The organism is Mesorhizobium sp. ESP-6-4, assembly GCF_020164735.1.
GTDB lineage: Bacteria > Pseudomonadota > Alphaproteobacteria > Rhizobiales > Rhizobiaceae > Mesorhizobium.
In genome coordinates, this window is sequence record NZ_JAIUGS010000005.1 from 184,345 (window position 1) to 207,420 (window position 23,076).

Genomic DNA, 23,076 nt, shown 5'->3' on the forward strand with positions numbered 1-23,076 from the left:
TCAATCCCCATCCAGCGACGAGAAGCCGGCGGTCAGGCCGAACTCGGCGGTCATCCTGGTGCCGATCAAGGTCGACAGGCTGGAGGTGATCAGCGCGAAATGCTCGAGCTTGCCGCGCAGCGCGGGGTCGGCGAGCGCCTTGTCGATCGGACCGGCAACGGATTTCGCTGTCGTCACGCCGTTGCTGAGCTGGATGTGGATGGACTCTGCCATCCATTGCGCGTCGGCGGGCAGCGCGTCGCCGAGCCTGGAGGCCTGGAACAGCTGGTCGATGCCGGACAGGTTTGCGGCCAGTGAGGCCGTCGTGTTCTGCGAGCGCCAGTAGATCGCCTGCTTCGGCTTATCGGCATCGGGTTTCGCGCCGAGAAATCCCTTGAGCCGCACGTCGCGGATCATTTCCAGCTCGTTGATGAAGACGCCGACCAGTTCCGTCACCGCTTCGTTGCCGTCGCGGTAGAGCGGGTTCTTCGGCCCCGGATTGGCCCAGAGCGACGCGAAACCATCGGGCTTTTGCCAGGCGTCGCGCACCTCGCCCGCCATCGTTTCGATATTGCCGGCAACCGCCGCGCCATAGGCGCAGCGGTAAGGATCGTCTTTCCCGGCAAGCGTTTCGGCGCCGTCGCCGTAAAGCACATATTCGAGCGCGCCGAGGCCCTGCATGGCGACGCTCTTTTGCGCCAGTTGCGCCGGATCGATGTCTGATGGGTCCTTGGATGCGAGCGTGGCCTGCACTTGCCTCAGGCCGATGCTCTTGCGGTCCGGCCAATAAAGCATGCGCTCCAGCCGGTTGTTCTCCTTGATCGGCCCGAAGGCGATGATCTCGGCTACCGACCAGGCCTCGACCGTGCCTGAAAACGCCGCGCGAGCCGCTTCGAGCTTCTCCTTGGACGGCGCTTCGCAAAGCTGGTGCATCGCCTTGGTCAGGCCCGCCGCATGCTCATCGAGGCTGGCATAGGCGGGGCGGACGAAGCCGTCGATCGCGCGGCCGATGACATCGGAAGCCTTGACCGCAGCCGATGCCGGCATCACTGCGGCCAGAAGGAACGGAAGAGCAAGGGCCATGCGTTTCGACATCAGAGCGACGCGTTTCGACATCAGAGGGACTCCAGGAATTTGATCAGCGCGTCGCGATCGGCCGCGGCGGCACCGACAAAGCGGTCGCGCGCCTTCTGTCCCTCGCCGCCATGCCACAGGATCGCCTCAGCAAGCGTACGCGCGCGGCCGTCATGCAGGTAAAAGGCATTGCCGTTGACCGTCGCGGTAAGCCCGATGCCCCAGAGCGGCGGGGTGCGCCATTCGGTCCCCGTGGCTTCGCCCACCCGCTGCCCATCGGCAAGGCCCTCGCCCATGTCGTGCAACAGGAAGTCGGAATAGGGCCAGATCAGCTGAAAGGCCTGCGCCTTGTTCGGCGTGCCGCGCATGGTGACGAATTTCGGCGTGTGACAGGCAATGCAGCCCATCTCGTAGAACTGCTTTTTGCCGGCGAGCACGTCCGGCTTGCCGATGTCGCGCCGCGCCGGCACGGCCAGGTTCTGCGAATAGAAGGTGACGAGGTCCATCACCGGCGGCGACGCCTCGGCCGTGCCGAGGCGTTGCTGCACCCCGTTTGGCATGGCCAGGCAATCCGTCTGCGCCTCGGTGCAATCCCCCCAATGCTTCGGCATTTCCGGCGTCGAGATGCCGATATCGCCAGCAAAGGCATCGCCCGTTTGCTGGCGGATCGAGGCGGTCTGCGCCTTCCAGCCGAAGCGGCCCAAGGTCACCGCGTCGCTCAGCTCGTCGCGCACCATGTTCGGCCTGCCCGAGATCCCGTCACTGTTGCGATCGTCCGGATCGGCATTGGCGAGAATATCGGCCGGCGCGATCTGCTCGATCAGGCCCAGCCCGATCATCGGCGGCGTCAGGCGCGGCGACAGCGTGGTGCGCGGATCGAGCGGACCGTAGCCGAGATTTTCGATCGTATAGCTCGGCTTGCGCAGTGAAACGACGGCACCGTCGCCGAGCGTAACTTTTTGCTCCTGATAATCGACGCGCATCCGGCCCTCACCCCTGAGCCCGGGAACCGCAAGGTCCTGCAGTTGCGCGCCATAGACGGGATCGGGAAAGTTCAGCAGCTTATGATCGGTGAGCGCGGCCCTTTCCTCGGCGCTGCCGGCATCGCGCGCGAGTCTCAGGAACATCGATGTCGATCCGGCATCGCCTTCCGGAGGACGCCCGCGGCCATCCTTCAGATGGCAGTTCTGGCAGGCGCGTTCGTTGAAGAGCGGGCCGAGCCCGTCCGAAGCCTGGGTCGAGGACGGCGACGACACCCAGTTCTTGCGAAACAGCGCGTTGCCGAGCTTGAAGGTTCCTTCTTCTTCGAAGGTGATATTGGCGGAGGATTGTGAGAAGGCATCGCGGTTGATGTCCTTGCGCGAGGTGCCGGCGCCGCCCTGCATCAGCTCGAACGGCTCCGGCCTGGTGAAATCGGCCGTTGGCCTGGTGACCGCCAGAACCCGCGCCTGGTCCTTCGGCGTCAGGTCGGTGCGGCTTGTCGGCAGAGCGGCGGGCTCACCGGCCAAGGCGGATGCGGAAGGCATGATCGCCAGCAAAAGCCATGCCCCGCGACCAATCCGGTATCGCGGGGTCTTTTGGGACGGCAAGCCGTGAATCCCGGCCCGCCACGCGCGGCGCGAAAAATCTACGGGGCGCCGCATTCCCGCATGTCCTTACTCCGCCTCGTTGGCCGAGTCGGCATTGAGCTGGCCGTATTTTTCCTCGCCGATCGAGGCAAGCAGATCGAGCTGCGTTTCCAGGAAGTCGATATGTCCTTCCTCGTCCGCCAAAAGATCCTCGAACAGCTTCATCGAAACGAAATCGCCTTCGTCCTGGCAGATCTCACGCGAGCGCTTGTAGGCGGTGCGTGCGTCATATTCGCCGGCGAGATCGGATTCGAGCACTTCCTTGACATTCTGGCCGATGCGCAAGGGCGCGACGGACTGCAGGTTCGGGTGACCCTCGAGGAAGATGATGCGCGCGATCAGCCGGTCGGCGTGATGCATTTCCTCGATCGATTCCGCCCGCTCCTTCTTTGCCAGCTTGGTGTAGCCCCAATCCTCGAGCAGACGGTAATGCACCCAGTACTGGTTGACGGCTCCAAGCTCCAGAAACAGAGCTTCATTAAGCCGCTCGATGACCTGCGGTTCGCCTTTCATGGGTTCTGCTCCCGTATTGGCCGCGCAAGCCTCGCACGCGATCCAGGTGTGAAACGATGTCCACGCCCCCCACCTCTGAGCGGGCGTGGTAATTCTCGGTGACCCGAATGATCGTTTCCACCACATTTGGGAAACAGCCGCAACAGCGACCGCGCTTGGCCATCGCGTGGTAGACCTTAGCGGGCACGATCAGCTGCCAGGGATCCTGATCCAGCAGGCCGACGATCGTCTGCTCGATCTCCTTTTCGGTGATGATGTTGCAATGGCAGATCAGCATCTACTTGCTCTGGCTGACGGCGCCGTTCCGGCGCCGCTTGGCTGGTTTCTCAATTGAGCATGATCTTGTCCAAAAACCGGCTTTTGGGATCATGCCCGATCTTACTTGAACACCTTGTCGGGCGCGTCGAGGCTGTCGGAACCCTCGAAAGCGATTTGGTTCAGCTTGAGCGAGCCGACGGCGCGCTCGATCGACTTGGTCTGGTCGATCAGGGCGTCGATCGCCGCCTGCACCGTGGCGTTACCTTCCGTGTTGCCCTCGGCGATCTGCTGGTCATATGCCTCGCCGGCAAGGGCACGCGCCTGGATGGCCTCCATCTTGGCGACGGTGGTGTCGAGTTTGCCCGACAGCTCCCTGTCGATCGCCGGATCGGCGGCCTTCACCATGTCGGACACCGACGGACCCGAGACCACGGAGCCATCGAGCCGCTTGTAGCTGGCATGGTAGGCATCGCGGATGCCGACCGCGTCATAGAGATGCGAGATGTAGGTGTTGTCGGAGAAGCAGTCGTGCTCCTCTTCCGGGTCGTGCAGCAACAGGCCGAGCTTCATGCGCTCGCCGGCGAGCTCGCCATAGGAGAGCGAGCCCATGCCGGTGAAGATGGTGGAGATGGCGGCATTCGCATCGCCCTCGGTGAGGTTCTTGCGCGCGGCGCCGTCTTCCTTCCAGTTGCCGACCATTTCCTGCAGGTCGGACACCAGAAGATCGGTCGCCGATCTCAGATATTCGGCGCGGCGATCGCAATTGCCGCCTGTGCAGTTCTTGAGGTCGTAGTCGGTAAAGGGCCGCTCGCCGGCGCCCGGCCCGGTGCCATGCAGGTCCTGCCCCCAGAGCAGGAATTCGATGGCGTGATAGCCGGTCGCGACATTGGCTTCGACGCCGCCGGCCCCCTGCAGCGTGCCGGAGAGGAACTCGGGCGTCAGCTTCGAGGCATCGACCTTCTTGCCGTTAATCTCGATTTCCTTGTTGGCGATGACGTTGGCCGTATAGAGCGCGTTTTCGTCCGACTCCGTGCCATAGCTCTTGGCGACATAGTCGATCAGGCCCTCATCCAGCGGCCAGGAATTCACCTTGCCTTCCCAGTCGTCGACGATCTTGTTGCCGAAGCGGTAGACTTCGGTCTGCTGGTAAGGGATGCGCGCCGCCTTCCAGGCCTCGCGCGCGGCGTTCAACGTGTCGGCCGAGGGACTGGCGACGAGCGCATTCACCGCCTTGTCCAGCGCCTGCGCAGTGGTCAGCGAATCCTCGTATTTGGCCAAAGCGATGTCGGCATAGGTCTTGATCACCGCCTTGGCGTCGGTCTCGGCTTTCGCCGGCAACACGAACACCGCCGCCGTCAGTGCAGCCGTGGCGCAGATCGCGGCCAGCCTGCCGCCATTACGTGCCGTCATCATCCTTCTCCAGTTCCTTGGAAATTCAATAAAAGGCGCCCACCCGCGCCGAGGCATAAGCATGCCGGGAAAAATGGTGGCCGCGCCAATGCGCGGTTCGCGATAAAAAGACAACCACTTGCCTCCAATCGAAAGGGTTCAAGGCCCAGACATCAAAGGAATGCGCTTTGAGCGCAGCTCTCCATAAAGCGATGGAGAGGCCGGGAGTCAACTGGTGAGAGAGAAAATATACAATTGAAACAACAGTTTAGAATTATTCTAAACTACAAATGTCAACTTTAAGCTCGGTATTGCCTCGCTGGGCCCGATTGACAGACAGCCATTCTGGGTGCGACCCGATGCGCGGCCCTTGCGGCGGTGACGGACAATCGCCACTTGGCGCAAGGGCCTAAATTTGCTGACCAAAAAGGATTGCGATGACCAACGGGGTTGTGATTGTCGGTGCGGGCCATGCCGGCGTGCAGGCCGCCGCCAGCCTGCGCGAAGAGGCCTATGAAGGGCCGGTTGTCCTGGTCGGCGACGAGCAGGACCTGCCCTATCACAAGCCGCCGTTGTCCAAGACCTTCATCAAGGACGCCGAGGCCAAGCCGCAGCCCTTGCGCGGCGAAGCCTTCTACACTGGCAACAACATCGACTACCGGCCGGGCGTGCGCATCGACAGCATCGATGCTCGCGCGAGCCGGTTGAATGTCGCAGGCGGTGGAACGCTTGCCTTCGACCGGCTGGTGCTCGCGACCGGCTCGCGGCCGCGCCTGCTCAAGCTTGACGGCGCCAGCCTTGCCGGCGTGGTCTCGCTGCGTTCGCTGGCCGATGCGCGGGCGATCCGCGAGCTCAGCGCGCAAACCGAGGACGTGGTCATTCTCGGCGGCGGCTTCATCGGCCTGGAGATCGCGGCAACGCTGAGAGCGGCCGGCCGCAACGTCACCGTCGTCGAGGCGGTCGACCGGCTGCTCGGCCGCGCCGTGGCGCCGATCATCGCCGCGCATGTGCGCCAGCGCCTGGAAGCGATCGGCGTGCGCATCCTGACCGGCACCACCATTGCCCGCCTGGAGGGCGAAGGCGGCCGCGTCGCGGCCGCGATCACCTCGGGCGGCGAACGCCTGCCGGCGCAAATGGTGATCATCGGCATCGGCGTGGTGCCCAATGTCGAACTGGCTGAAGCCGCCGGCCTGGCAACCGGCAACGGCATCCGCGTCGACCAGCATATGCAAAGCTCTGTTCCCGAAATCCTCGCCATCGGCGACGCGGCCTCCTACCGGCATTGGTTCACCGGCGGCGACGTGCGGCTGGAATCGGTGCAGAACGCCACCGACCAGGCGCGGCTTGCCGCACGCACCGTCCTCGGCCATGGCGAGCCCTTCTCGGCCGTGCCGTGGTTCTGGTCGGATATCGGCGACATGAAGCTGCAGATGGTGGGCCTGACCCAAGGCGGCGATCACCATGTCGTGCTGGGCGATCTCGCCGAGAACAAGTTCTCGATCTACCACTATGCGGGCAACCGGCTGCTCGGTATCGAATCCGTCAACCGCCCGGCCGACCACATGCTTGGCCGCAAGATGCTCGGCGCCGGCTTCTCGCCGACGCCGCAAACGGTGGCAGGCGGGCCGGATGCGCTGAAGGCGGCGCTTGCGGCCTTCAGTCGGGACGAACCGGCAAGGGCGAGCGCGTAGAGATTGCCGATTTTTGCCATAGATCATAAAGTGGCTGAATGAGCACGATGAACATTTCACTGCCGGACAGCTTGAAGAATTTTGTCGATCAGCAAGTGACTGATCGAGGCTATGGCACGAGCAGCGAATATGTGCGTGAATTGATCCGCCAGGATCAGGATCGTCAACTTTTGCGCCGCTTGCTCCTAGAGGGCGCGTCGTCCGCGCCGAGTGAGCCCGTTGACGATGATTATTTCGCAGCGTTGAGGAAACGAGCGCAGGGCCAATAAGTTAGTGGCCACCAAGCCAATTATTCCTCGAAGCCTTGCTCTGCGCGATATCGAGGACGCTGTCGATTATTATGCACGTGAAGCTGGTTCGCACGTGGCGTTAGGCTATGTCGAGGACCTTCAGAATGCCTACAAGTTAATAGCCAGCCACCCGGCATCAGGCTCTCTGAGATAGTTATGAAGTTGGGTTGCCCGGCCTACGCAGCCTGCCGCTCAAGCGTCATCCATATTTGATCTTCTATATTGAACAGGCAGAACCACATCGATGTGTGGCGCGTGCTTCACGCCAAGATGGATATCCCATCCTGGTTACAACATCCGGGCTCCTGACGGCTTGCGCGCGCCGGTGCAGACCGTCAGAAGAGCACCGCACCATCCTCAGGCGGCCTGCGCCTCGCGGATCGAGGTTTCCAGGATATCCAGCGCCTCGGTCATGACGCCGTCCTGGATGGTGATCGGGGACAGGAAGCGGATGACGTTGCCGTAGACGCCGCAGGTGAGCAGGATGAGGCCCTTGTCCAGCGCCTTCAGCCTGACCGCGTTGGCGAACTCCGCTGACGGAAGCCCCTTCTGCACGTCGTTGAACTCGACGGCGTTCATGAAGCCTGGACCGCGGATGTCGACGATCTCCGGTACGTCCTCGCGGATCGAAACCAGCCGCTGCTTCAGCCGCGCGCCCAGCGCATTGGCACGGTCGCAGAGCTTTTCCTCCTCGATGACGTCGAGCACTGCGTGCGCGGCGGCAACGCCGATCGGGCTGCCGCCATAGGTGCCGCCGAGCCCGCCGGGGCCGGGCGCGTCCATGATCTCGGCGCGGCCGGTGACGGCCGACAGCGGGAAGCCGCCGGCGAGGCTCTTGGCCATGGTGGTGAGGTCGGGCGCCACGTCATGATGATCCATGGCAAACATCTTGCCGGTACGGGCAAAGCCGGTCTGCACTTCGTCGGCGACGAGCAGGATGCCGTGCTGATCGCAGATCTTGCGCAGCGCAGCCATGAAATCGCGCGGCGCTTCGTAGAAGCCGCCCTCGCCCTGAACCGGTTCGACGATGATGGCTGCAACGCGGCCCGGATCGACATCGGCCTTGAACAGCTTGTCGAGCGCGGCAAGCGAATCGGCGACCGACACGCCATGCAGCGCCACCGGGAACGGGGCATGGAAGACATCGGCGGGCATGGCGCCGAAGCCGACCTTGTAGGGCACGACCTTGCCGGTCAGCGCCATGCCCATGAAGGTGCGGCCATGAAAGCCGCCTGAAAAGGCGATGACCGCCTGACGGCCGGTGGCGTTACGGGCGATCTTGATGGCGTTCTCGACCGCCTCGGCGCCGGTGGTGACGAACACGGTCTTCTTGTCGAACTTGCCGGGCAGCAGGCCGTTCAGCCGCTCGGCGAGATGCACGTAGCTTTCATAGGGTACGACCTGGTGGCAGGTGTGGGTGAAGCGGTCAAGTTGCGCCTTGACGGCCTCGATCACCTTCGGGTGGCGGTGGCCGGTGTTGACGACGGCGATGCCGGACGAGAAGTCGATGTAGCGGCGGCCTTCGACATCCCAGATTTCCGAATTCTCGGCGCGTTCGGCGTAGATCTGTGTCGTCATGCCGACGCCGCGCGAGATCGACTGGTTCTTGCGTTCGGAAATGGCTGAATTCTTCATCTCATCCCTCAATCGGGCCATCCCTCATCGAGACTGGGCCCGTTCTCGTTTGATGCCGTTGAAACCCCTTCTGGCCTTATTTCACGTTTTGCTCAAGTCGGCACGAAGTCCAGTCAATTGGGCCTGCCCCAGATAAAGTCCTCCCCGGTACACCTGGGCAGGGACGCGGCTTGGCAATTGCGGGCTAAACCCTCACAAATCCTTCGCTGGCCCTCAACAGATTGCGCGTATAATCCTCGCTGACGCGATGGCCGATCAGCTGGCTCGCGGTCAGCGTCTCCACGGCCTCGCCATTCTGCATCACCATCAGCCGCTCGCACATATGGGTGATGATGGCGAGGTCGTGGCTGACCATCAGGAAGGTGAGCTTGCGGCGCCGCCGGACCTCCTCCAGCAGGTTCAGCACCTCCGCCTGCACCGAAGCGTCGAGCGCCGAGGTCGGCTCGTCGAGCAACAGGATCGAAGGTTCGAGGATCAGCGCACGCGCAATGGCGACGCGCTGGCGTTGGCCGCCGGAGAGCTGGTGCGCGTAACGAAAGCGGAAGCCCTTGCCAAGCCCTACCTCGTCCAGCGCGCGCTCGATGCGCTTCTCGCCGTCGGCAATGCCATGGATCGCGAGGGGCTCCTGCAGAAGGCGGTCGACCGTCTGGCGCGGATGCAGCGAGCCGTACGGATCCTGAAAGACCATCTGCACCTCGCGATAAAACGCCTTGTCGCGGGTTTTGCCGAGCGTCTTGCCCTTGACGGTAATGGTGCCCGAGGAAACCGGCCCGAGACCTGTGATTGCTCTCAGCAGCGTCGACTTGCCGGAACCGCTTTCGCCGACGAGGCCGTAGGATTCGCCTTCCCTGACTTCGAGGCTGACGCCCTTCAGCGCGCGAAACCGGTCGAAGACCACTTCCAGCCCTTCGACAGTGATGGAAGCCGTCATGCCGCCCACTCCGGCTTGCGGTCGAGCACCGGCAGCGGATGGCGCTCGAAGCCGATTCTGGGCATGCAGTTGAGCAGGCCGCGCGTGTAAGGGTGCTGAGCGTCGCGCAGCTCCGAAGCCTTGATCTGCTCGACCACCTTGCCGGCATACATGACGACGACGCGGTCGCAGAAGGAGGAGACCAGGCGCAGATCGTGCGAGATGAAGATCAGCCCCATGCCGCGCTCGGCGACGAGCTTGTCGAGGATATTGAGCACGTCGAGCTGCACGGTGACGTCGAGCGCCGAGGTCGGCTCGTCGGCGATCATCAATTCGGGTCCGGTGACCAGCATCATGGCGATCATGGCGCGTTGGCCCATGCCGCCCGAGACCTCGTGCGGATAGAGATCGAAGACGCGGGCCGGGTCGCGGATCTGCACCGCCTGCAGCATCGCCAGCGCCCGTTCGCGCGCTTCGGTCTTTCCTACCTTCTCATGCGTGCGCAGCGTCTCGACGATCTGGCGGCCGATGGTCATGACCGGATCGAGCGAATATTTCGGATCCTGAAGGATCATGGCGATGCGGTTTCCCCGCAGCGCCCGGCGCTCACGCGGCGATATGGAAAGCAAGTCCATGCCGTCGAAAGCGAGCTTCTTCGCCGAGACCTCAGCCTGCGGCGGGGTCAGCCCCATGATGGCGCGGCCGGTCTGCGATTTGCCGGAGCCGCTTTCGCCGACGATGCCCAACCGCTCGCGGCCGAGCGAGAAGGAGACGCCGCGCACCGCCTGCACGAGGCAGGTGCGGGTCGGGAAGGTGACGCGCAGATCGTCGACCTCGAGAAGCGTGTCGCTCATTGGTCGCCACTCCGGGGATCGAGCGCGTCGCGCAGGCCGTCGCCGAGCAGGTTGAAGCCAAGGCTGACGATGAGGATGGCGGCACCTGGGGCTGCGGCCACCCACCACTGGTCGAGGATGAAGCGGCGTCCGGATGCGATCATCGCGCCCCATTCGGGCAATGGCGGCTGCGCGCCGAGACCGAGGAAACCAAGGCCGGCGGCGGTGAGGATGATGCCGGCCATGTCGAGCGTGACGCGGATGATCAGCGAGGAGATGCAGAGCGGCATGATGTGGCGCAGCACGATGCGGAAGGGCGAGGCGCCCATCAGCTGCACCGCCTTGATGTAGTCGGAATTGCGCACCGTCAGCGTCTCGGCGCGCGCGATGCGCGCGTAGGGCGGCCATGAGGTGATGGCGATCGCCAGCACGGCATTCTCGATGCCGGGTCCGAGCGCCGCGACGAAAGCCAGCGCCAGCACAAGCTTCGGAAACGCGAGGAAGATGTCGGTGATGCGCATCAGGATCGTGTCGGTCCAGCCGCCAGCATAACCGGCGATCGTGCCAACCAGCAGGCCGATGGGCGCGGCGATGATGGCGACGAGGATCACCACATAAAGCGTCCAGCGCGAGCCATAGACGATGCGTGAATAGATGTCGCGGCCGAGATCGTCGGTGCCGAACCAGTGCGCGGCGCCGGGCGGCAGCAGGCGGGCGTTCTTGAGATCGCCAACGGTCGGCGAATACGGTGCCAGCACATCGGCAAGGGCGGCGACCACCAGCAGCGCGATGATAATCAGCATGCCGACCAGCGCCAAGCGATTGGCGGAGAAGCGGCGCCAGGCGACATAGGAGCGGCCGAGCCTTGCCTGCAGGCGCGAGGCCGGTCGGTCGCTCAGCAGCCATGCGCGACGGGAGAAGGCGCCGGCGTCGGCGGCGGTCATGACAATGCCTCCTGAAGTAGTCGGCCCCCACTCCGGTCTGCTTCGCAGACCACCTCTCCCCCGTTCGACGGGCGTGAGGAAAGGCGCCAAGCGTGCGACCGGCTTGTCCTCTCCCCCAGGCACGAGGAGAGGTGGCCCGAAGGGCCGGAGCGGGGGTGGTTGGCCGCGGCCAAGCCCAAAACGGCAATAGCTCCGATCATTCGGTCTTCGTCCTTGGATCGAGCAGCCGGTAGAGCAGATCGGAGAAAAGGTTGATGGCGATGAAGACCGAGCCGATGGCAATGGTGCCGCCGAGCACGGCGTTCATGTCGGCGTTCTGCAGCGAGTTGGTGATGTAGAGGCCGATGCCCGGCCAGGAGAAGACGGTCTCGGTCAGCACCGAACCTTCGAGCAGGTTGGCGTAGGAAAGCGCAATCACAGTCACCATCGGCACGGCGGCGTTGCGCAGCGCGTGGCCCCAGATGATGCGCGTCTCCGACAGGCCTTTCGCACGGGCTGCGACGATATATTCCTGCGCCAGCTCGTTCAGCATGAAGGAACGCGTCATGCGGCTGATATAGGCAAGCGACAGGTAGCCGAGCAGCGAAGCCGGCAGGACGATGTGGCGCCAGGCGTCGTAGAAGACGTCCCACTGCCTCTGGATCGCGGCATCGAGCAGGTAGAAGCCGGTGATCGGCGTGAACGTGTATTCGTAGACGACATCGAGCCGCGCCGGAAACGCGATCCACTGCAGCTTGGCGTAGAACAGCACCAGCCCGAGCAGACCCAGCCAGAATATCGGCACGGAATAGCCGATGAGGCCGACGATGCGGGCGACCTGGTCGATGAGGCTGCCGCGCTTGACGGCGGCCAGCACGCCGAGCGGCACGCCGATGACGGCGCCGATGATCGTGCCCAGCGTCGCCAGCTCGATGGTCGCCGGGAAAACGCGGCGGATATCCGTCATCACCGGATTGGTAGTCAGCACCGACGTGCCGAAGTCGCCGCTCAACGCACTTTTGACATAGAGGTAGAACTGCTCGATCCAGGGCAGGTCGAGACCCATCTCGCGGCGCGTGCGCTCGACGACGGCCGTCGGCGCCCGGTCGCCGAGAACGGCCAGCACCGGATCGATCGGGATGACTCGGCCGATGAAGAAGGTCACCGCGAGCAGACCGAGATAGGTCGTCACCGCAATGATCAGAAAGCGGCCGAGCGACGATAGGATGGCGATGGCGCGGGCGCTGCCGCGCCCGGCCGCCGCCTGGTTTTCAGCTACGCTCACGCGTCGCGCCCGGGGTTACTGCTTCGAGACCGCCCAGACGAAATTGGTATCGAAGCTCGGGCCGAGCTTGAAGCCCTGGAGGTTCTTCCGCAAGCCCGCCACTTCCAGCTGCTGGTGGATGATGACGAAGGGGCTGGTGTCCATGATCTTCTGCTGCAGATCCTTGTACATGTCGGCACGCTTAGCCGCATCCTTCTCCAGCAATGCCGCCTCGGTTTCCTTGGTCAGGTCCGGAATGTCCCAGGCATTGCGCCAGGCCAGCGTCTTGATCTTGGCGTTGTCGGAATTGTCCGGGTTGGAGGCGAAGGTCTGGGCGTTGGAGTTCGGGTCGAAATAGTCCTGGCCCCAGTTGCCGATGTAGATGTCGTGGTTGCGGGCGCGGTATTTGGTCAGCGTCTGCTTACCGTCTCCCGGAATAATCTCCAGCTTGATGCCGGCCTGGCCGAGCGTCTGCTGGATCGATTCCGCCATGCCGGTGGTCGGCTGTCCAGTGCGCACGTCCATGGTCACCTTGAAGCCGTCCGGCAGGCCGGCCTTGGCAAGCAATTCCTTGGCTTTGGCGACGTCGAGCTTGAACGGGTTATCGTCGATGGCGCCGAGATCGCCCTTGGGCAGGAAGGACTGATGGATCTCGCCGATGCCCTTGAGGATGGTGGTGCTGAGCGCGTCGTAGTCGACCAGATATTTGAACGCCTGGCGCACCTCGGGCTTGGCGAGGTTCGGGTTCTTCTGGTTGAGGCTGATGTAATAGACCGTGCCCTTCGGCGCGCTGGTGGTGGTGAGATCGGCGTTCTTGGCAATGGCATCAAGGTCGTTCGGCTCGAGATTGCGGGCGACGTCGATATCGCCGGCTTCGAGCGCCAGGCGCTGTGCCGAGCTTTCCTTCATGTTGCGGTAGATGACGCGGGCGAGCTTGGCCTTCTCGCCGTTGTAGTTGTCGTTGCGCTCCAGGACGACGGCCTCGTTGGCGCGCCATTCGCGCAGCTTGAACTGACCGGAGCCGGCATAGCCGGTCTTCAGCCAGGCATTGCCGAAATCGTTGTCCCATTTGTAGTCGGCGCTCGGCGTGGCGGCGGCGACATGTTCCTTGACCAGCTTGGCGTCCACGACCGACGCGACGGTGGCCGACAGGCAGTTGAGCACGAAGCTTGGCGCATAGGCCTTGTCGACGACGAACTGGAAGGTGGTGTCGTCGACGGCCTTGGCCTTTTCGGTGACGTTGTCGCCGGTAATGCCGAACTGGTTGATGATGAAGGCCGGGCTCTTGTCGAGCTTGACGGCGCGTTCGAAGGAATAGGCGACGTCGGCGGCGGTGATCGGATTGCCGGAGGCGAATTTCATGCCGGGCTTCAGCTTGAACGTATAGGTCAGGCCATCATCGGAAACGGTCCAGCTCTCGGCGAGGTCGGGCTTGACCTTGGAGGTGTCGTTGAGATCGAGGCGGACCAGAAGATCATAGGTGTTGCCGGTGACCTCGGCCGTCGACAGCTCGAACGCTTCGCCCGGATCCATCGAGATGATGTCGTCGATGGCAAAGCCCTCGACCAGCGTATCGGCGGGCGTGACCGCGAAAGCGGGCGAGACGAGCAGCGCGGATAACGCGGCGCCCGCAAGCAAGGCGCGCGAGCGGAGAGCAAACTTTTCCAGCATCATAGTGATCGTTCCCTGTTTTGTTGACCTGAGTTCCCGGCTCAGGGCTGTATTGTTCTTTGCAAGGCCGGCTGCGGCTTTGACCCCTTACCGTCGTGTTTTTTGTCCAGTTGGTCAACACCCTATTCAGCGGTTCTCGAACCGGCAACGGACATTTTGCGAGACGCTATATTGGGGGACCAGTCGAGCCGTATGAGTCGACCGATGCGCCGGCTAATTGAAGCCGCCAATCCGCAAAAAATTATCAGGTCCATCCCTTGCGAGGCAGCCGCTATTTCAACTGCGCGACTAGGCCCGCATCGGGAAAGCAGGTGGCGGGCTTGCCGTTCTTTGCCTGCCAGATGCCGATGGAGCGACGGGTCTTGAAGCCGGGCAGGCCGTCGGCGCTGCCGACATCGTAGCCCTTGGCTTCCAGCGCCCGCTGCAGGGCGGCGATATCGGAGCGGTGGAGATCGCCGACCGCGCCCCAGCCGCCGACGAAGGCGGCGTCGCCCTTGGCGATGCGATCGGCGGCATGACCGATGAATAGGCCGTAGAGATCGCTGTTGTTGTATTGCTTCAGCACATAGAAGTTCGGCGTCACGACGAAGGCCGGACCGCTGCGCCCGGCCGGCATCAGCAGCAAGCCCTCGGCCTTCAATTCGCTCGCCGCAAATGCCTTGCCGTCGACGCGCCTGATGCCCATCGCCACCCAATCGGAGATCCTCTTGCCCCGGTCGGGTCCTTCGAGCGAGCACGACACATTTGCCGGCACCGTCACCTCGGCCCCCCAGCCGCGCCCCCTCACCCAGCCATAGTGGACGAGATAGTTGGCGATCGAGGCGAGCACATCGGGCGTCGAATTCCAGATGTCGGGCCGGCCATCGCCGTCGAAATCGACGGCGTGCTTCAAGAACGAGGTCGGCATGAATTGCGGCTGGCCGAGCGCGCCGGCCCAGGACGATTTCATCGCATTGACCGGCGCCAGCCCGCGCTCGACGATTTCGAGCGCCGCCAGCACCTCGGTACGGAAGAAATCCTTCTTGGTCGACATGAACGCCTTGGTGCCCAGCACCTCGAAGGCGTCGTAAGGCATCTTGGCCGCGCCGAAGCCGGTCTCGCGACCCCAGATCGCCAGCACGATCTCGCCCGGAACGCCATAGCGCTTCTCGATCAGCCCGAGCGTCCGGGCATTGGCGCTCTCGCGCGTCCTTCCGCCCGAGGTGACGGCCCGAACCACCTTCTCGGCGAAGTAGCTGGCCGGCGGGCCGAACTCGGCCTGATGCTGCTTCTCAGGCGTCGTCGGCTTCTCGCTGGGCAGGACGAGATCGGGCAGTTTCAAGTTCGGCTTCACGCCGAGGAAGGCCGCGTCGAAGGTCTTCTTGGAAATGCCTTTGGACTTGGCTTCGGGCCAGAGGTCGGTTTGAAGCCAGGCCTGGAACTGGTCGTCGATGGGGGCGGCATGGGTGGGGGTGGTAATGAAGAGAGCGATCAACGCCGTCAGAAAGGAAAGGACGACCCATCTGGAAGGCTGGCGTTCTGTCGCGCCCCCCTCTGTCCTGCCGGACATCTCCCCCACAAGGGGGGAGATCAGATGTCGCGCAGGCTTTCGCCAATCGCCGACGTGGGGATAAAAGCGCCGGCAAAGAAACTGCCAATCTCCCCCCTTGCGGGGGAGATGCCCGGCAGGGCAGAGGGGGGTGTGACGGAGCGCAGCATCCCGAGGAATAACATCTGTCACGTGCGCCCTCTCCAGTCCCCTCAAAACGCCGTCCTCGACCGCAACGCCGCGGCCAGCGTGCCTTCGTCCAGGTAATCGAGCTCGCCGCCGACCGGCACGCCATGCGCGAGCCGCGTCACTTTCACATCAGAACCCGATAACTGATCCGTCAAATAATGCGCCGTCGTCTGCCCCTCGACGGTGGCATTGACGGCGAGGATGACTTCCTTCACCTCGCCGCCGGCAACGCGGTCGATCAGCAAGCGGATGTTGAGCTGGTCCGGACCGATACCGTCGAGCGGCGACAGCGTGCCGCCGAGCACGTGATAGCGCACGTTCATCGCCGCCGCACGCTCCAGCGCCCAAAGGTCCGAGACGTCTTCGACGACGATCAGCGTGCCGGCGTCGCGGCGTGGGTCGGTGCAGATCATGCAAGGATCGGCGGTATCGACATTGCCGCAGGTCGAGCAGATGCGCACCTTGTCGACCGCTTCGCTCATGGCGGCAGCCAGGGGCTCGAGCAGCTGTTCCTTCTTCTTGATGAGATGAAGCGCTGCGCGCCTGGCCGAGCGCGGCCCTAGCCCCGGCACCTTGGCCAGGAGCTGGATCAGGCGTTCGATTTCCGGACCGGCGATTCTCTTCGACATCGCCCTGATCTAGAGCAATTCCAGGAAAAGTGCGAAGCGGTTTTCCGTCCCGAATTGCGTGCAAGGGAAAAGATGGATCAGTTCGCCGCTTCTTGAAACGGTGGACTGATCCAGGATTTTTCAGAGCGGTTTGGAACAGCCAGCAAGGGCAGAGGGCCTGCCATGGCGCCATGGCGGGCCCTGTATTGGATCAAATCGGGCTCAGTTGGTTTCGAGCGGCCGATCTTGGCTGGCGATCATCGCGCCGATGGCGTCGGTGTTCTCAGGTGTCAACTGGAAGCCCATCGACGCTTCCTGCGGCGCGCTGGGCACCGAAGAGACGTAGCGGCCCTTGAGCGTGCCGCCGAAACGCGAGGCGTCCGGCTCGGCCATCGGCTCCTGCATCGCCACGACCATCGGCTTCTGCGCGAGGCGGCCGGATTTCTGCGAAGGAGCAGCAGCAGCCGTCACATAGGTCGCTTCGGCCGGAACGATTGCCGCCTTGGCCGGAAGCGTCGGTTCGGCCGCATTCATCGCGGCCTGCTTGGCCGGATCCGGGCGTACGATCGTCTTGACCACCGGCTCGGCGGAAGCCACCAGCACGGGGGCGGCAGGGTCGATTTTCTGCTGTTTGTCGGAGGCCATGGCGACCATCGGCTCGTCCGGCAGCGGCTGCCAGTTGCGGCCGCGCTTCTCATAGAAGGCGTTGCCGCCGGCAACCATGGTGTAATGCATGTTCTTGTAGGGAAAACGCAGGCCGGCGGTGTGGAAATACATCGTGTTCTTGAGCTTGGCCTTGCGTTCGCCTCTCAGCACAGCATCGGCCGCCTCCTCGACATCCGGCAGGGCCCTTGAATTCATCGGCCGAGTCATGACGCCCGGAGCAAACTGGCCCGGCTCGCCGACAACTTGACAGATGGTGTTGCCGTGCTGGCCCGAGCGAAGACGGTTCATGACGACCGTGCCCACCGCGATCATGCCGTCGCGGCTCGACCTGTTGGATTCGAAGAACATTGCCCTTTGCAAGCATTCCTTGTCCTTCAGCGAGTGGCCGGAGGAACGCGTGAGGAAGCTCGGCGTAAGGGCATCGGTCAGACCCGACACCGACATGCCATGGGAGGAAGTGGTCTGGCTGCAACCGGCCAGGAGCAAGGGGGAAGTGACGATGCCGATAAGCAGCAGCGGCGTCTTCCATCGCGTCGCGATCACCAAAAAAGCCTCATGTCCAGATGCCAGCCCGCCCCGAGATGTGGCAAGAATGAGACTCTTTCAGGCAAAAAGATGGCTAGAGGGTTAGCAACTTCTGGACTTGGGTAAAACTTTATGAATGCCGCGAAATGAGCCCGTGAGCATTGCCGGCAAAATGGTTAATATTACAGCTGGACTCAATTTCCGTTCATAATCAATTAACTGGCGGACACCGCCTCAGAAAGGCAATTTCATTCCGGGCGGGATCGGCAAGCCTGCCGTCAACGCCTTGGTCTTCTCCTGCATGATCTGCTCGACCTTATTTTTGGCGTCATTGTGGGCGGCCAGGATGAGGTCCTCCAGTATTTCGGCTTCGTCCGCCTTGATCAAAGACGGATCGATCTTCAGCGTCTTCATTTCGAACTTGCCGGTCAGCGTGATGCTGACCAGACCGCCGCCGGCCTGGCCGGTGGCTTCAAGCGTGGCGATCTCGTCCTGCATGGCCTGGAACTTGGCCTGCATTTCCTTCGCCTTGCCCATCAGGCCGAGAAGATCTTTCATCGGTTGGTCCTCTAAAAATGTTTCAGGTCTCGTCGTCATCGGCCGCCGGCTCGACCGGCAGGTCGGCCTCGGCTTCATCCACTTCCGGCACGTCCGGGATGCGCACATCGATGATCTTGGCGCCAGGGAAACGGGCGAGAATGGCCGCGACTACGGGATCGCTCTTGGCGTCGGAGAAGGCATTCTCGCGCTTCGTCGTCTCCATCTCGGCCAATGTCTGGCCGCCTTCTTCCTTCGACAGCGACACCAGCCAGTTGCGCCCGGTCCAGGCGCGCAGCTTGGCGGTGAGGTCGTTGAGCAGCATCTTCGGCGCGTCGTTAGTCAAGGCAACGTCGAGCCGGCCGGGCTCGATGCGAACCGGCCGCACGCAGCGTTTCAGCAGCACCTTGAAGGCCATGTCGCGATTGGCGTCGGCAAGCGCAACGATGTCGGCCAGCGATTTCACTGGAACGACAGGCGTCTCGGCGACCGGCTCCGGCGCGGGAACGAAGGTATCCGGCACAGGCTGCGCCTCGACCAGGCGCATCGTCTGCGCGCCGCCGGGGGAGGCTGTCACCCGGGTCTGCGCGACAGCAGTTGCGCTGCCATTGCCGGACCCCGCGGGTGCTCCGTTGGCGCGAGTCGCCACATTCGACTGCGGGGCCGCACCTTCCAGCGATTTCAAAGCCTCGTCCAGCGTCGGCAGGTCGGCGGCATGCGCCAAGCGGATCAACACCATTTCGCCGGCGCTGACCGGGCGGTTGGAAGACTGCACCTCAGGAATACCCTTGAGCAGCATCTGCCAGGTCCGCGACAACACGCGCACCGAAAGCGTGCCTGCGAATTCGGCGCCGCGCCGGCGCTCATCCTCGGAAAGCGAAGCATCGTCGGCTGCCGCCGGCACGAAGCGCAGGCGGGTGACGAGGTGGTTGAACTCGGCAAGATCGGTAAGAACGGCGGCCGGATCGGCGCCGGTGTCGTATTGCGCGCGGAATTCGGCCAAGGCCGCTGCGACATCGCCCTTCATGACATGCTCGAACAGGTCGATGATGCGGGCGCGGTCGGCAAGGCCGAGCATGGCTCGCACCGCCTCGGCGCTGACCGTGCCGCTGCCATGGGCGATCGCCTGGTCGAGGATGGAGAGCGAATCGCGCGCCGAGCCTTCGGCGGCCCGCGCGATCATCGCCAGCGCCTCGTCGTCGACGGTAATACCTTCCTTGGCCGCGATCGAGGACAGATGCCCGACAAGCGCGCCGGCATCGATGCGGCGGAGATCGAAGCGCTGGCAACGCGACAGGACCGTTATCGGAACCTTGCGTATCTCGGTGGTGGCGAAGATGAATTTGACGTGCGGCGGCGGCTCTTCCAGCGTCTTCAGCAGGCCGTTGAAGGCCTGGGTGGAGAGCATGTGCACTTCGTCGATGATGTAGACCTTGTAGCGCGCCGAGACCGGTGCGTAGCGCACCCGGTCGATGATGTCCCTGATGTCGTCGATGCCGGTATGTGAGGCGGCGTCCATCTCGATGACGTCGACATGGCGGCCTTCCATGATCGCCTGGCAATGCTCGCCGAGAATCGAAAGGTCGACGGAGGGCTGGTCGACGGTCGCGGTTTTGTAGTTGAGGGCGCGCGCCAGGATGCGCGCGGTCGTCGTCTTGCCGACACCGCGCACGCCGGTCAACATCCAGGCCTGGGCGATGCGGCCGGTGGCAAAGGCGTTGGTCAGCGTGCGAACCATCGGCTCCTGGCCGATCAGCTCGGAGAAATTCGAAGGGCGGTATTTGCGCGCCAGGACGCGATAAGCGGCGGCCTTGCCAGTCTCCAGGCTTTGTGGCCCCAAATTTCCGGCTTCGCTCATTCGCCGTCAAAAGCTCCCAGGACCGCGACGGAAGGCGGCCGATTCCTGCGCATAGTCTCACCCGCACGGCTTGGCGCCGTCAATGTCGCGGGAGAAAGGCGAAGAGGTGGGAGGCTGGAACAATGACCCGTTCCGGGCTCGTTAGGGCTGCTTCCTTCCGGACCTGACCCGGTTGGCGAGTGGATCGTCCACCACCAACCTCCCGCGCTCCATATCGGCAATTCGGCAGCGAAATGCAAGGGCCGAGCCGGAACCCGCAACCGCATCGAAGGCGGAAAGTCCTTCAAATCGATAATGGCGGTCAATGAATCGCTTGCAGCCACCCTGCCGCCGCTCTAGCGTTCCTGGTTTGGAAAATGCTTGCAACAAAAGCGAAGGAAACGCTCATGCTGCCGGGCCTCGAGGCCGGATTCACGCTGGACGCCCGGCTGGAGGCGGACAGCGAGCAGCTTATGTGGCTTGGCCTTTGCGAGCTCAGGCTGATGAACGACCGCCGCTGGCCATGGCTGGTTCTGGTGCCGCAGCGGCCGGGCGTGGAGGAAATTCACGACCTGACGCCGCTCGACCAGGCGATGTTGACCTTCGAGACCAATATGGTAGCGCAGGCGCTGAAGCGGGTGACCGGATGCACCAAGATCAACACCGGCGCGCTCGGCAACATCGTGCGTCAGCTGCATGTCCACGTCGTCGCCCGCTCGGAGGGCGATCCCGGCTGGCCGGGACCGGTCTGGGGCCATGGCATACGCGAGCCCTACCAGCGCTCCGATATCAGGCGGTTTGCCGAAACGATCAAGGCGGCGCTATAAGCTGACCAGTGTCCATCCGCACATCGAGCCCACCCGAGTCTCCATGAGCTTTCGCCTGTTCGACGCGCCCTTGCGCGAGCCCAGCCAATTCGTCGGTTTCGCCGGCAACCGGATCGATCGGCAGTCCGAGAACCGGGCTGATGATGCGGTCGAAAAAGCGCTGGCCGACCAGGCCGCGCGGCTGATGCTGATGCATGCCGGCCGGCTCTATCTCAAGCTCGAGGACGGCACGTTCGACCCCTGGTTCAGGACGGATGAGAGTGGAGCTTTCGAAGCCGCACTCGATCGCGGCGTGCTCCTCGGCTTCTCCGACAGCGGGCCGGTGCTGGCCGTGCCCGCCGGCATCGAGCCGGAAAAGCTGCCCGAGACGATCAAGGCGATCGACTATCGTTCCGTCTATATGCAAGGGCTGGTCGACGAGGCGGCGGCCGGCGCGCTGGCGCAAGGCGCGGCGCTGCTTGCCTGGCACGTAAGCCATGCCTTCTGTTCCAAATGCGGCAACCGCTCGGAGATGCGCGCCGGCGGCTACCGGCGCCATTGCCCTGCCTGCGGCACCGACCATTTCCCGCGCACCGATCCGGTGGCAATCATGCTGACGGCGACGCGCGAGAAATGCCTATTGGGGCGCGGCAGGCATTTCGCGCCGGGCATGTATTCGGCGCTTGCAGGCTTCATCGAGCCGGGCGAGACAATCGAGGCGGCGGTACGGCGCGAGACGCTCGAAGAGGCCGGCATCCGGCTCGGCCGCGTCGTCTACCACGCCAGCCAACCCTGGCCGTTCCCCTATTCGCTGATGATCGGTTGTTTCGGCGAGCCCCTTAACGAGGATATCCAGGCCGACCTCAACGAGCTGGAGGACTGCCGCTGGTTCTTCCGCGACGAGGTGCGCACGATGCTGGACAGGCAGCATGCCGATGGCTTGATTACACCGCCGAAAGGGGCAATCGCCCATCACCTCATCCGCGCCTGGGTCGACAGCGAATAGGAGACGAGACATGATCCGCCATACCGTCGTGTTCACGCTGAAGCATCCGCTGCAATCGCTGGAGACGAAGCGCTTCCTGCACGATGCGAAGAAGATCCTGACCGGGATCAAGGGCGTCACGCATTTCGAGCAGTTGCGGCAGGTGAGCCCGAAGAACGACTACCAGTTCGGCTTCTCGATGGAATTCGCCGACCAGGCGGCCTACACGCGCTACAACGAGCACCCCGACCATGTCGCCTTCGTGCGCGACCGCTGGGTGCCCGAGGTCGAGAAGTTCATGGAGATTGACTACGTGCCGCTGGGGTTCGGCTGAAAATTCAGGTGAGGCCGGCCTGCAAATGGCGGCCCCCCTGCGCTTCCGGTGCTCACGTACTTCAAGTACGCTCCGCTCCGGTTCTCGGAGGCCACCATTTTCGGCCCGGCCTGACCTGAATTGGGCTGGCGCTAATCCGCCACCTTCCACTGCTCGCGCGAGGCGCTGGCCGGATAGACGCCGAGGATGCGCATCTCGCGCGAGAAGAAGCGCAGCTCGTCCAGCGCCAGCTTGACCAGGGGGTCGTCCGGGTGGCCCTCGATGTCGGCGTAGAACAGCGTCGCGGTGAAGGCGCCGAGCTGGTAGCTCTCGAGCTTGGTCATGTTGATACCGTTCGTGGCGAAGCCGCCCATGGCCTTATAGAGCGCGGCCGGCACGTTGCGGACACGGAAGATGAAGGTGGTCATCATCTTGGCGTCCGGCGCGGGGCGCTCCACCCACTGCTTGTTCTTGGTCAGCACGACGAAGCGGGTGACGTTGGAATCGGTGTCCTCGACATTCTTCTCGATGATGTCGAGCCCATAGAGCTCGGCGGCCAGAGCCGGCGCCAGCGCGGCCATTGTGCGGTCCCGGACCTCCGACACCATCTTGGCCGAACCCGCCGTGTCGCCGGCGATCACCGGCTTCCAGCCGTTCTTGCGGATATATTTGCGGCACTGGCCGAGCGCGTGGATGTGGCTGTGGACGGTCCTGATCTCTTCCCGCTTCACGCCCGGCAGCACCATCAGCTGGAAGTGGATCGGCAGGAAGTATTCGCCGACGATATGCAGCTTCGATTCCGGTAAGAGGTGGTGGATGTCGGCGACGCGCCCGGCGATCGTGTTCTCGATCGGGATCATGGCGAGCTCGGCCTTGCCGGTCTCGACCGCGTTGAAGGCATCCTCGAAGGTCGGGCACGGCAACGGCTCCATCGACGGGAACATGTTGCGGCAGGCCGTGTCGGAATTGGCGCCGGGCTCGCCCTGGAAGGAAATTCTGTTGGTCTTGTCAGCCATGCCGATAT

General features: G+C 63.5%; 22 protein-coding genes, 1 other RNA gene and 1 pseudogene. 6 read left to right on the forward strand and 18 right to left on the reverse strand.

Translation table 11 applies throughout. The features are described 5' to 3' along the window. The 5 genes from LB523_RS12720 to LB523_RS12740 form a co-directional block, all read right to left on the reverse strand. Window positions 1–1,074 carry an imelysin family protein gene (locus tag LB523_RS12720; protein ID WP_224545244.1) on the reverse strand — a complete coding sequence of 358 codons (1,074 nt, stop codon included), beginning with the start codon at window positions 1,072–1,074 and terminating at the stop codon, window positions 1–3. Between the two features lie 20 nt (window positions 1,075–1,094). After that, the gene (locus LB523_RS12725; RefSeq protein WP_411962567.1) at window positions 1,095–2,579 is read right to left on the reverse strand and encodes a di-heme oxidoredictase family protein; all 1,485 of its coding nucleotides are present in this window, start codon (window positions 2,577–2,579) and stop codon (window positions 1,095–1,097) included. A gap of 129 nt (window positions 2,580–2,708) precedes the next feature. Then, a complete protein-coding gene (gene bfr / locus LB523_RS12730) occupies window positions 2,709–3,194 on the reverse strand; it encodes a bacterioferritin (RefSeq protein ID WP_095765979.1) in 486 nt (161 codons plus the stop codon). Beyond that, window positions 3,160–3,471, reverse strand: coding sequence for a (2Fe-2S)-binding protein (locus tag LB523_RS12735; protein ID WP_224526726.1), 312 nt, complete (start codon window positions 3,469–3,471; stop codon window positions 3,160–3,162). The genes bfr and LB523_RS12735 overlap by 35 nt, the downstream gene beginning before the upstream one ends. Before the next feature lie 101 nt (window positions 3,472–3,572). Further along, a complete protein-coding gene (locus LB523_RS12740) occupies window positions 3,573–4,862 on the reverse strand; it encodes an imelysin family protein (RefSeq protein WP_224603064.1) in 1,290 nt (429 codons plus the stop codon). A gap of 416 nt (window positions 4,863–5,278) precedes the next feature. Here LB523_RS12740 and LB523_RS12745 point away from each other — a divergent pair, with 416 nt between their 5' ends. The 3 genes and pseudogenes from LB523_RS12745 (at window position 5,279) to LB523_RS12755 (ending at window position 7,131) form a co-directional block, all read left to right on the forward strand. After that, window positions 5,279–6,532, forward strand: a complete 1,254-nt coding sequence (locus tag LB523_RS12745; protein ID WP_224545226.1) for an NAD(P)/FAD-dependent oxidoreductase — start codon at window positions 5,279–5,281, stop codon at window positions 6,530–6,532. A gap of 38 nt (window positions 6,533–6,570) precedes the next feature. Beyond that, a complete protein-coding gene (locus LB523_RS12750; RefSeq protein ID WP_224526731.1) occupies window positions 6,571–6,801 on the forward strand; it encodes a type II toxin-antitoxin system ParD family antitoxin in 231 nt (76 codons plus the stop codon). A gap of 4 nt (window positions 6,802–6,805) precedes the next feature. Then, a pseudogene (locus tag LB523_RS12755) lies at window positions 6,806–7,131 on the forward strand (type II toxin-antitoxin system RelE/ParE family toxin). 48 nt (window positions 7,132–7,179) lie between these two features. On the opposite strand, the gene LB523_RS12760 reads toward LB523_RS12755, so the two are convergent. The 12 genes from LB523_RS12760 to ffs form a co-directional block, all read right to left on the reverse strand. Further along, window positions 7,180–8,457: a 4-aminobutyrate--2-oxoglutarate transaminase gene (locus tag LB523_RS12760; RefSeq protein ID WP_224545225.1), complete on the reverse strand. Its 1,278-nt coding sequence runs from the start codon at window positions 8,455–8,457 to the stop codon at window positions 7,180–7,182. A 184-nt stretch (window positions 8,458–8,641) separates the two neighbouring features. Then, window positions 8,642–9,388 (reverse strand): ABC transporter ATP-binding protein, encoded by a 747-nt coding sequence (locus LB523_RS12765; RefSeq protein WP_224603065.1) that lies wholly within the window; start codon window positions 9,386–9,388, stop codon window positions 8,642–8,644. After that, entirely contained in the window at window positions 9,385–10,221 is an 837-nt protein-coding gene (locus LB523_RS12770; RefSeq protein WP_224545223.1) for an ABC transporter ATP-binding protein, read from the reverse strand. The genes LB523_RS12765 and LB523_RS12770 overlap by 4 nt, the downstream gene beginning before the upstream one ends. Next, complete coding sequence (gene nikC, locus LB523_RS12775; RefSeq protein ID WP_224545222.1) at window positions 10,218–11,144, reverse strand: nickel transporter permease; 927 nt, start codon at window positions 11,142–11,144, stop codon at window positions 10,218–10,220. The genes LB523_RS12770 and nikC overlap by 4 nt, the downstream gene beginning before the upstream one ends. A gap of 196 nt (window positions 11,145–11,340) precedes the next feature. After that, window positions 11,341–12,408, reverse strand: coding sequence for an ABC transporter permease (locus LB523_RS12780; RefSeq protein WP_224545221.1), 1,068 nt, complete (start codon window positions 12,406–12,408; stop codon window positions 11,341–11,343). A 15-nt stretch (window positions 12,409–12,423) separates the two neighbouring features. After that, a complete protein-coding gene (locus tag LB523_RS12785) occupies window positions 12,424–14,061 on the reverse strand; it encodes an ABC transporter substrate-binding protein (RefSeq protein WP_411966457.1) in 1,638 nt (545 codons plus the stop codon). A gap of 268 nt (window positions 14,062–14,329) precedes the next feature. Continuing rightward, entirely contained in the window at window positions 14,330–15,607 is a 1,278-nt protein-coding gene (locus tag LB523_RS12790) for a lytic murein transglycosylase (RefSeq protein WP_224603066.1), read from the reverse strand. A gap of 191 nt (window positions 15,608–15,798) precedes the next feature. Further along, entirely contained in the window at window positions 15,799–16,404 is a 606-nt protein-coding gene (gene recR / locus LB523_RS12795) for a recombination mediator RecR (protein WP_224603068.1), read from the reverse strand. Window positions 16,405–16,605: 201 nt separating this feature from the next. Next, window positions 16,606–17,592 (reverse strand): cell wall hydrolase, encoded by a 987-nt coding sequence (locus LB523_RS12800; protein WP_224603070.1) that lies wholly within the window; start codon window positions 17,590–17,592, stop codon window positions 16,606–16,608. 216 nt (window positions 17,593–17,808) lie between these two features. Continuing rightward, entirely contained in the window at window positions 17,809–18,132 is a 324-nt protein-coding gene (locus LB523_RS12805) for a YbaB/EbfC family nucleoid-associated protein (protein WP_095765991.1), read from the reverse strand. Window positions 18,133–18,154: 22 nt separating this feature from the next. Beyond that, the gene (locus tag LB523_RS12810; protein WP_224603072.1) at window positions 18,155–19,969 is read right to left on the reverse strand and encodes a DNA polymerase III subunit gamma/tau; all 1,815 of its coding nucleotides are present in this window, start codon (window positions 19,967–19,969) and stop codon (window positions 18,155–18,157) included. Between the two features lie 106 nt (window positions 19,970–20,075). Continuing rightward, an RNA gene (gene ffs, locus LB523_RS12815) (signal recognition particle sRNA small type) lies at window positions 20,076–20,172 on the reverse strand. Window positions 20,173–20,355: 183 nt separating this feature from the next. Here ffs and LB523_RS12820 point away from each other — a divergent pair. From LB523_RS12820 to LB523_RS12830, 3 genes are read left to right on the forward strand one after another with little or no spacing between them, the layout of a single operon-like run. Beyond that, entirely contained in the window at window positions 20,356–20,775 is a 420-nt protein-coding gene (locus LB523_RS12820; protein WP_224603075.1) for an HIT domain-containing protein, read from the forward strand. Window positions 20,776–20,818: 43 nt separating this feature from the next. Then, complete coding sequence (gene nudC / locus LB523_RS12825; protein ID WP_095765993.1) at window positions 20,819–21,760, forward strand: NAD(+) diphosphatase; 942 nt, start codon at window positions 20,819–20,821, stop codon at window positions 21,758–21,760. A gap of 10 nt (window positions 21,761–21,770) precedes the next feature. Next, window positions 21,771–22,073 (forward strand): Dabb family protein, encoded by a 303-nt coding sequence (locus LB523_RS12830; protein ID WP_140843772.1) that lies wholly within the window; start codon window positions 21,771–21,773, stop codon window positions 22,071–22,073. A gap of 131 nt (window positions 22,074–22,204) precedes the next feature. On the opposite strand, the gene LB523_RS12835 is transcribed toward LB523_RS12830, so the two are convergent. Continuing rightward, entirely contained in the window at window positions 22,205–23,068 is an 864-nt protein-coding gene (locus LB523_RS12835; protein WP_224603076.1) for a prephenate dehydratase, read from the reverse strand. Window positions 23,069–23,076 lie beyond the last annotated feature (8 nt).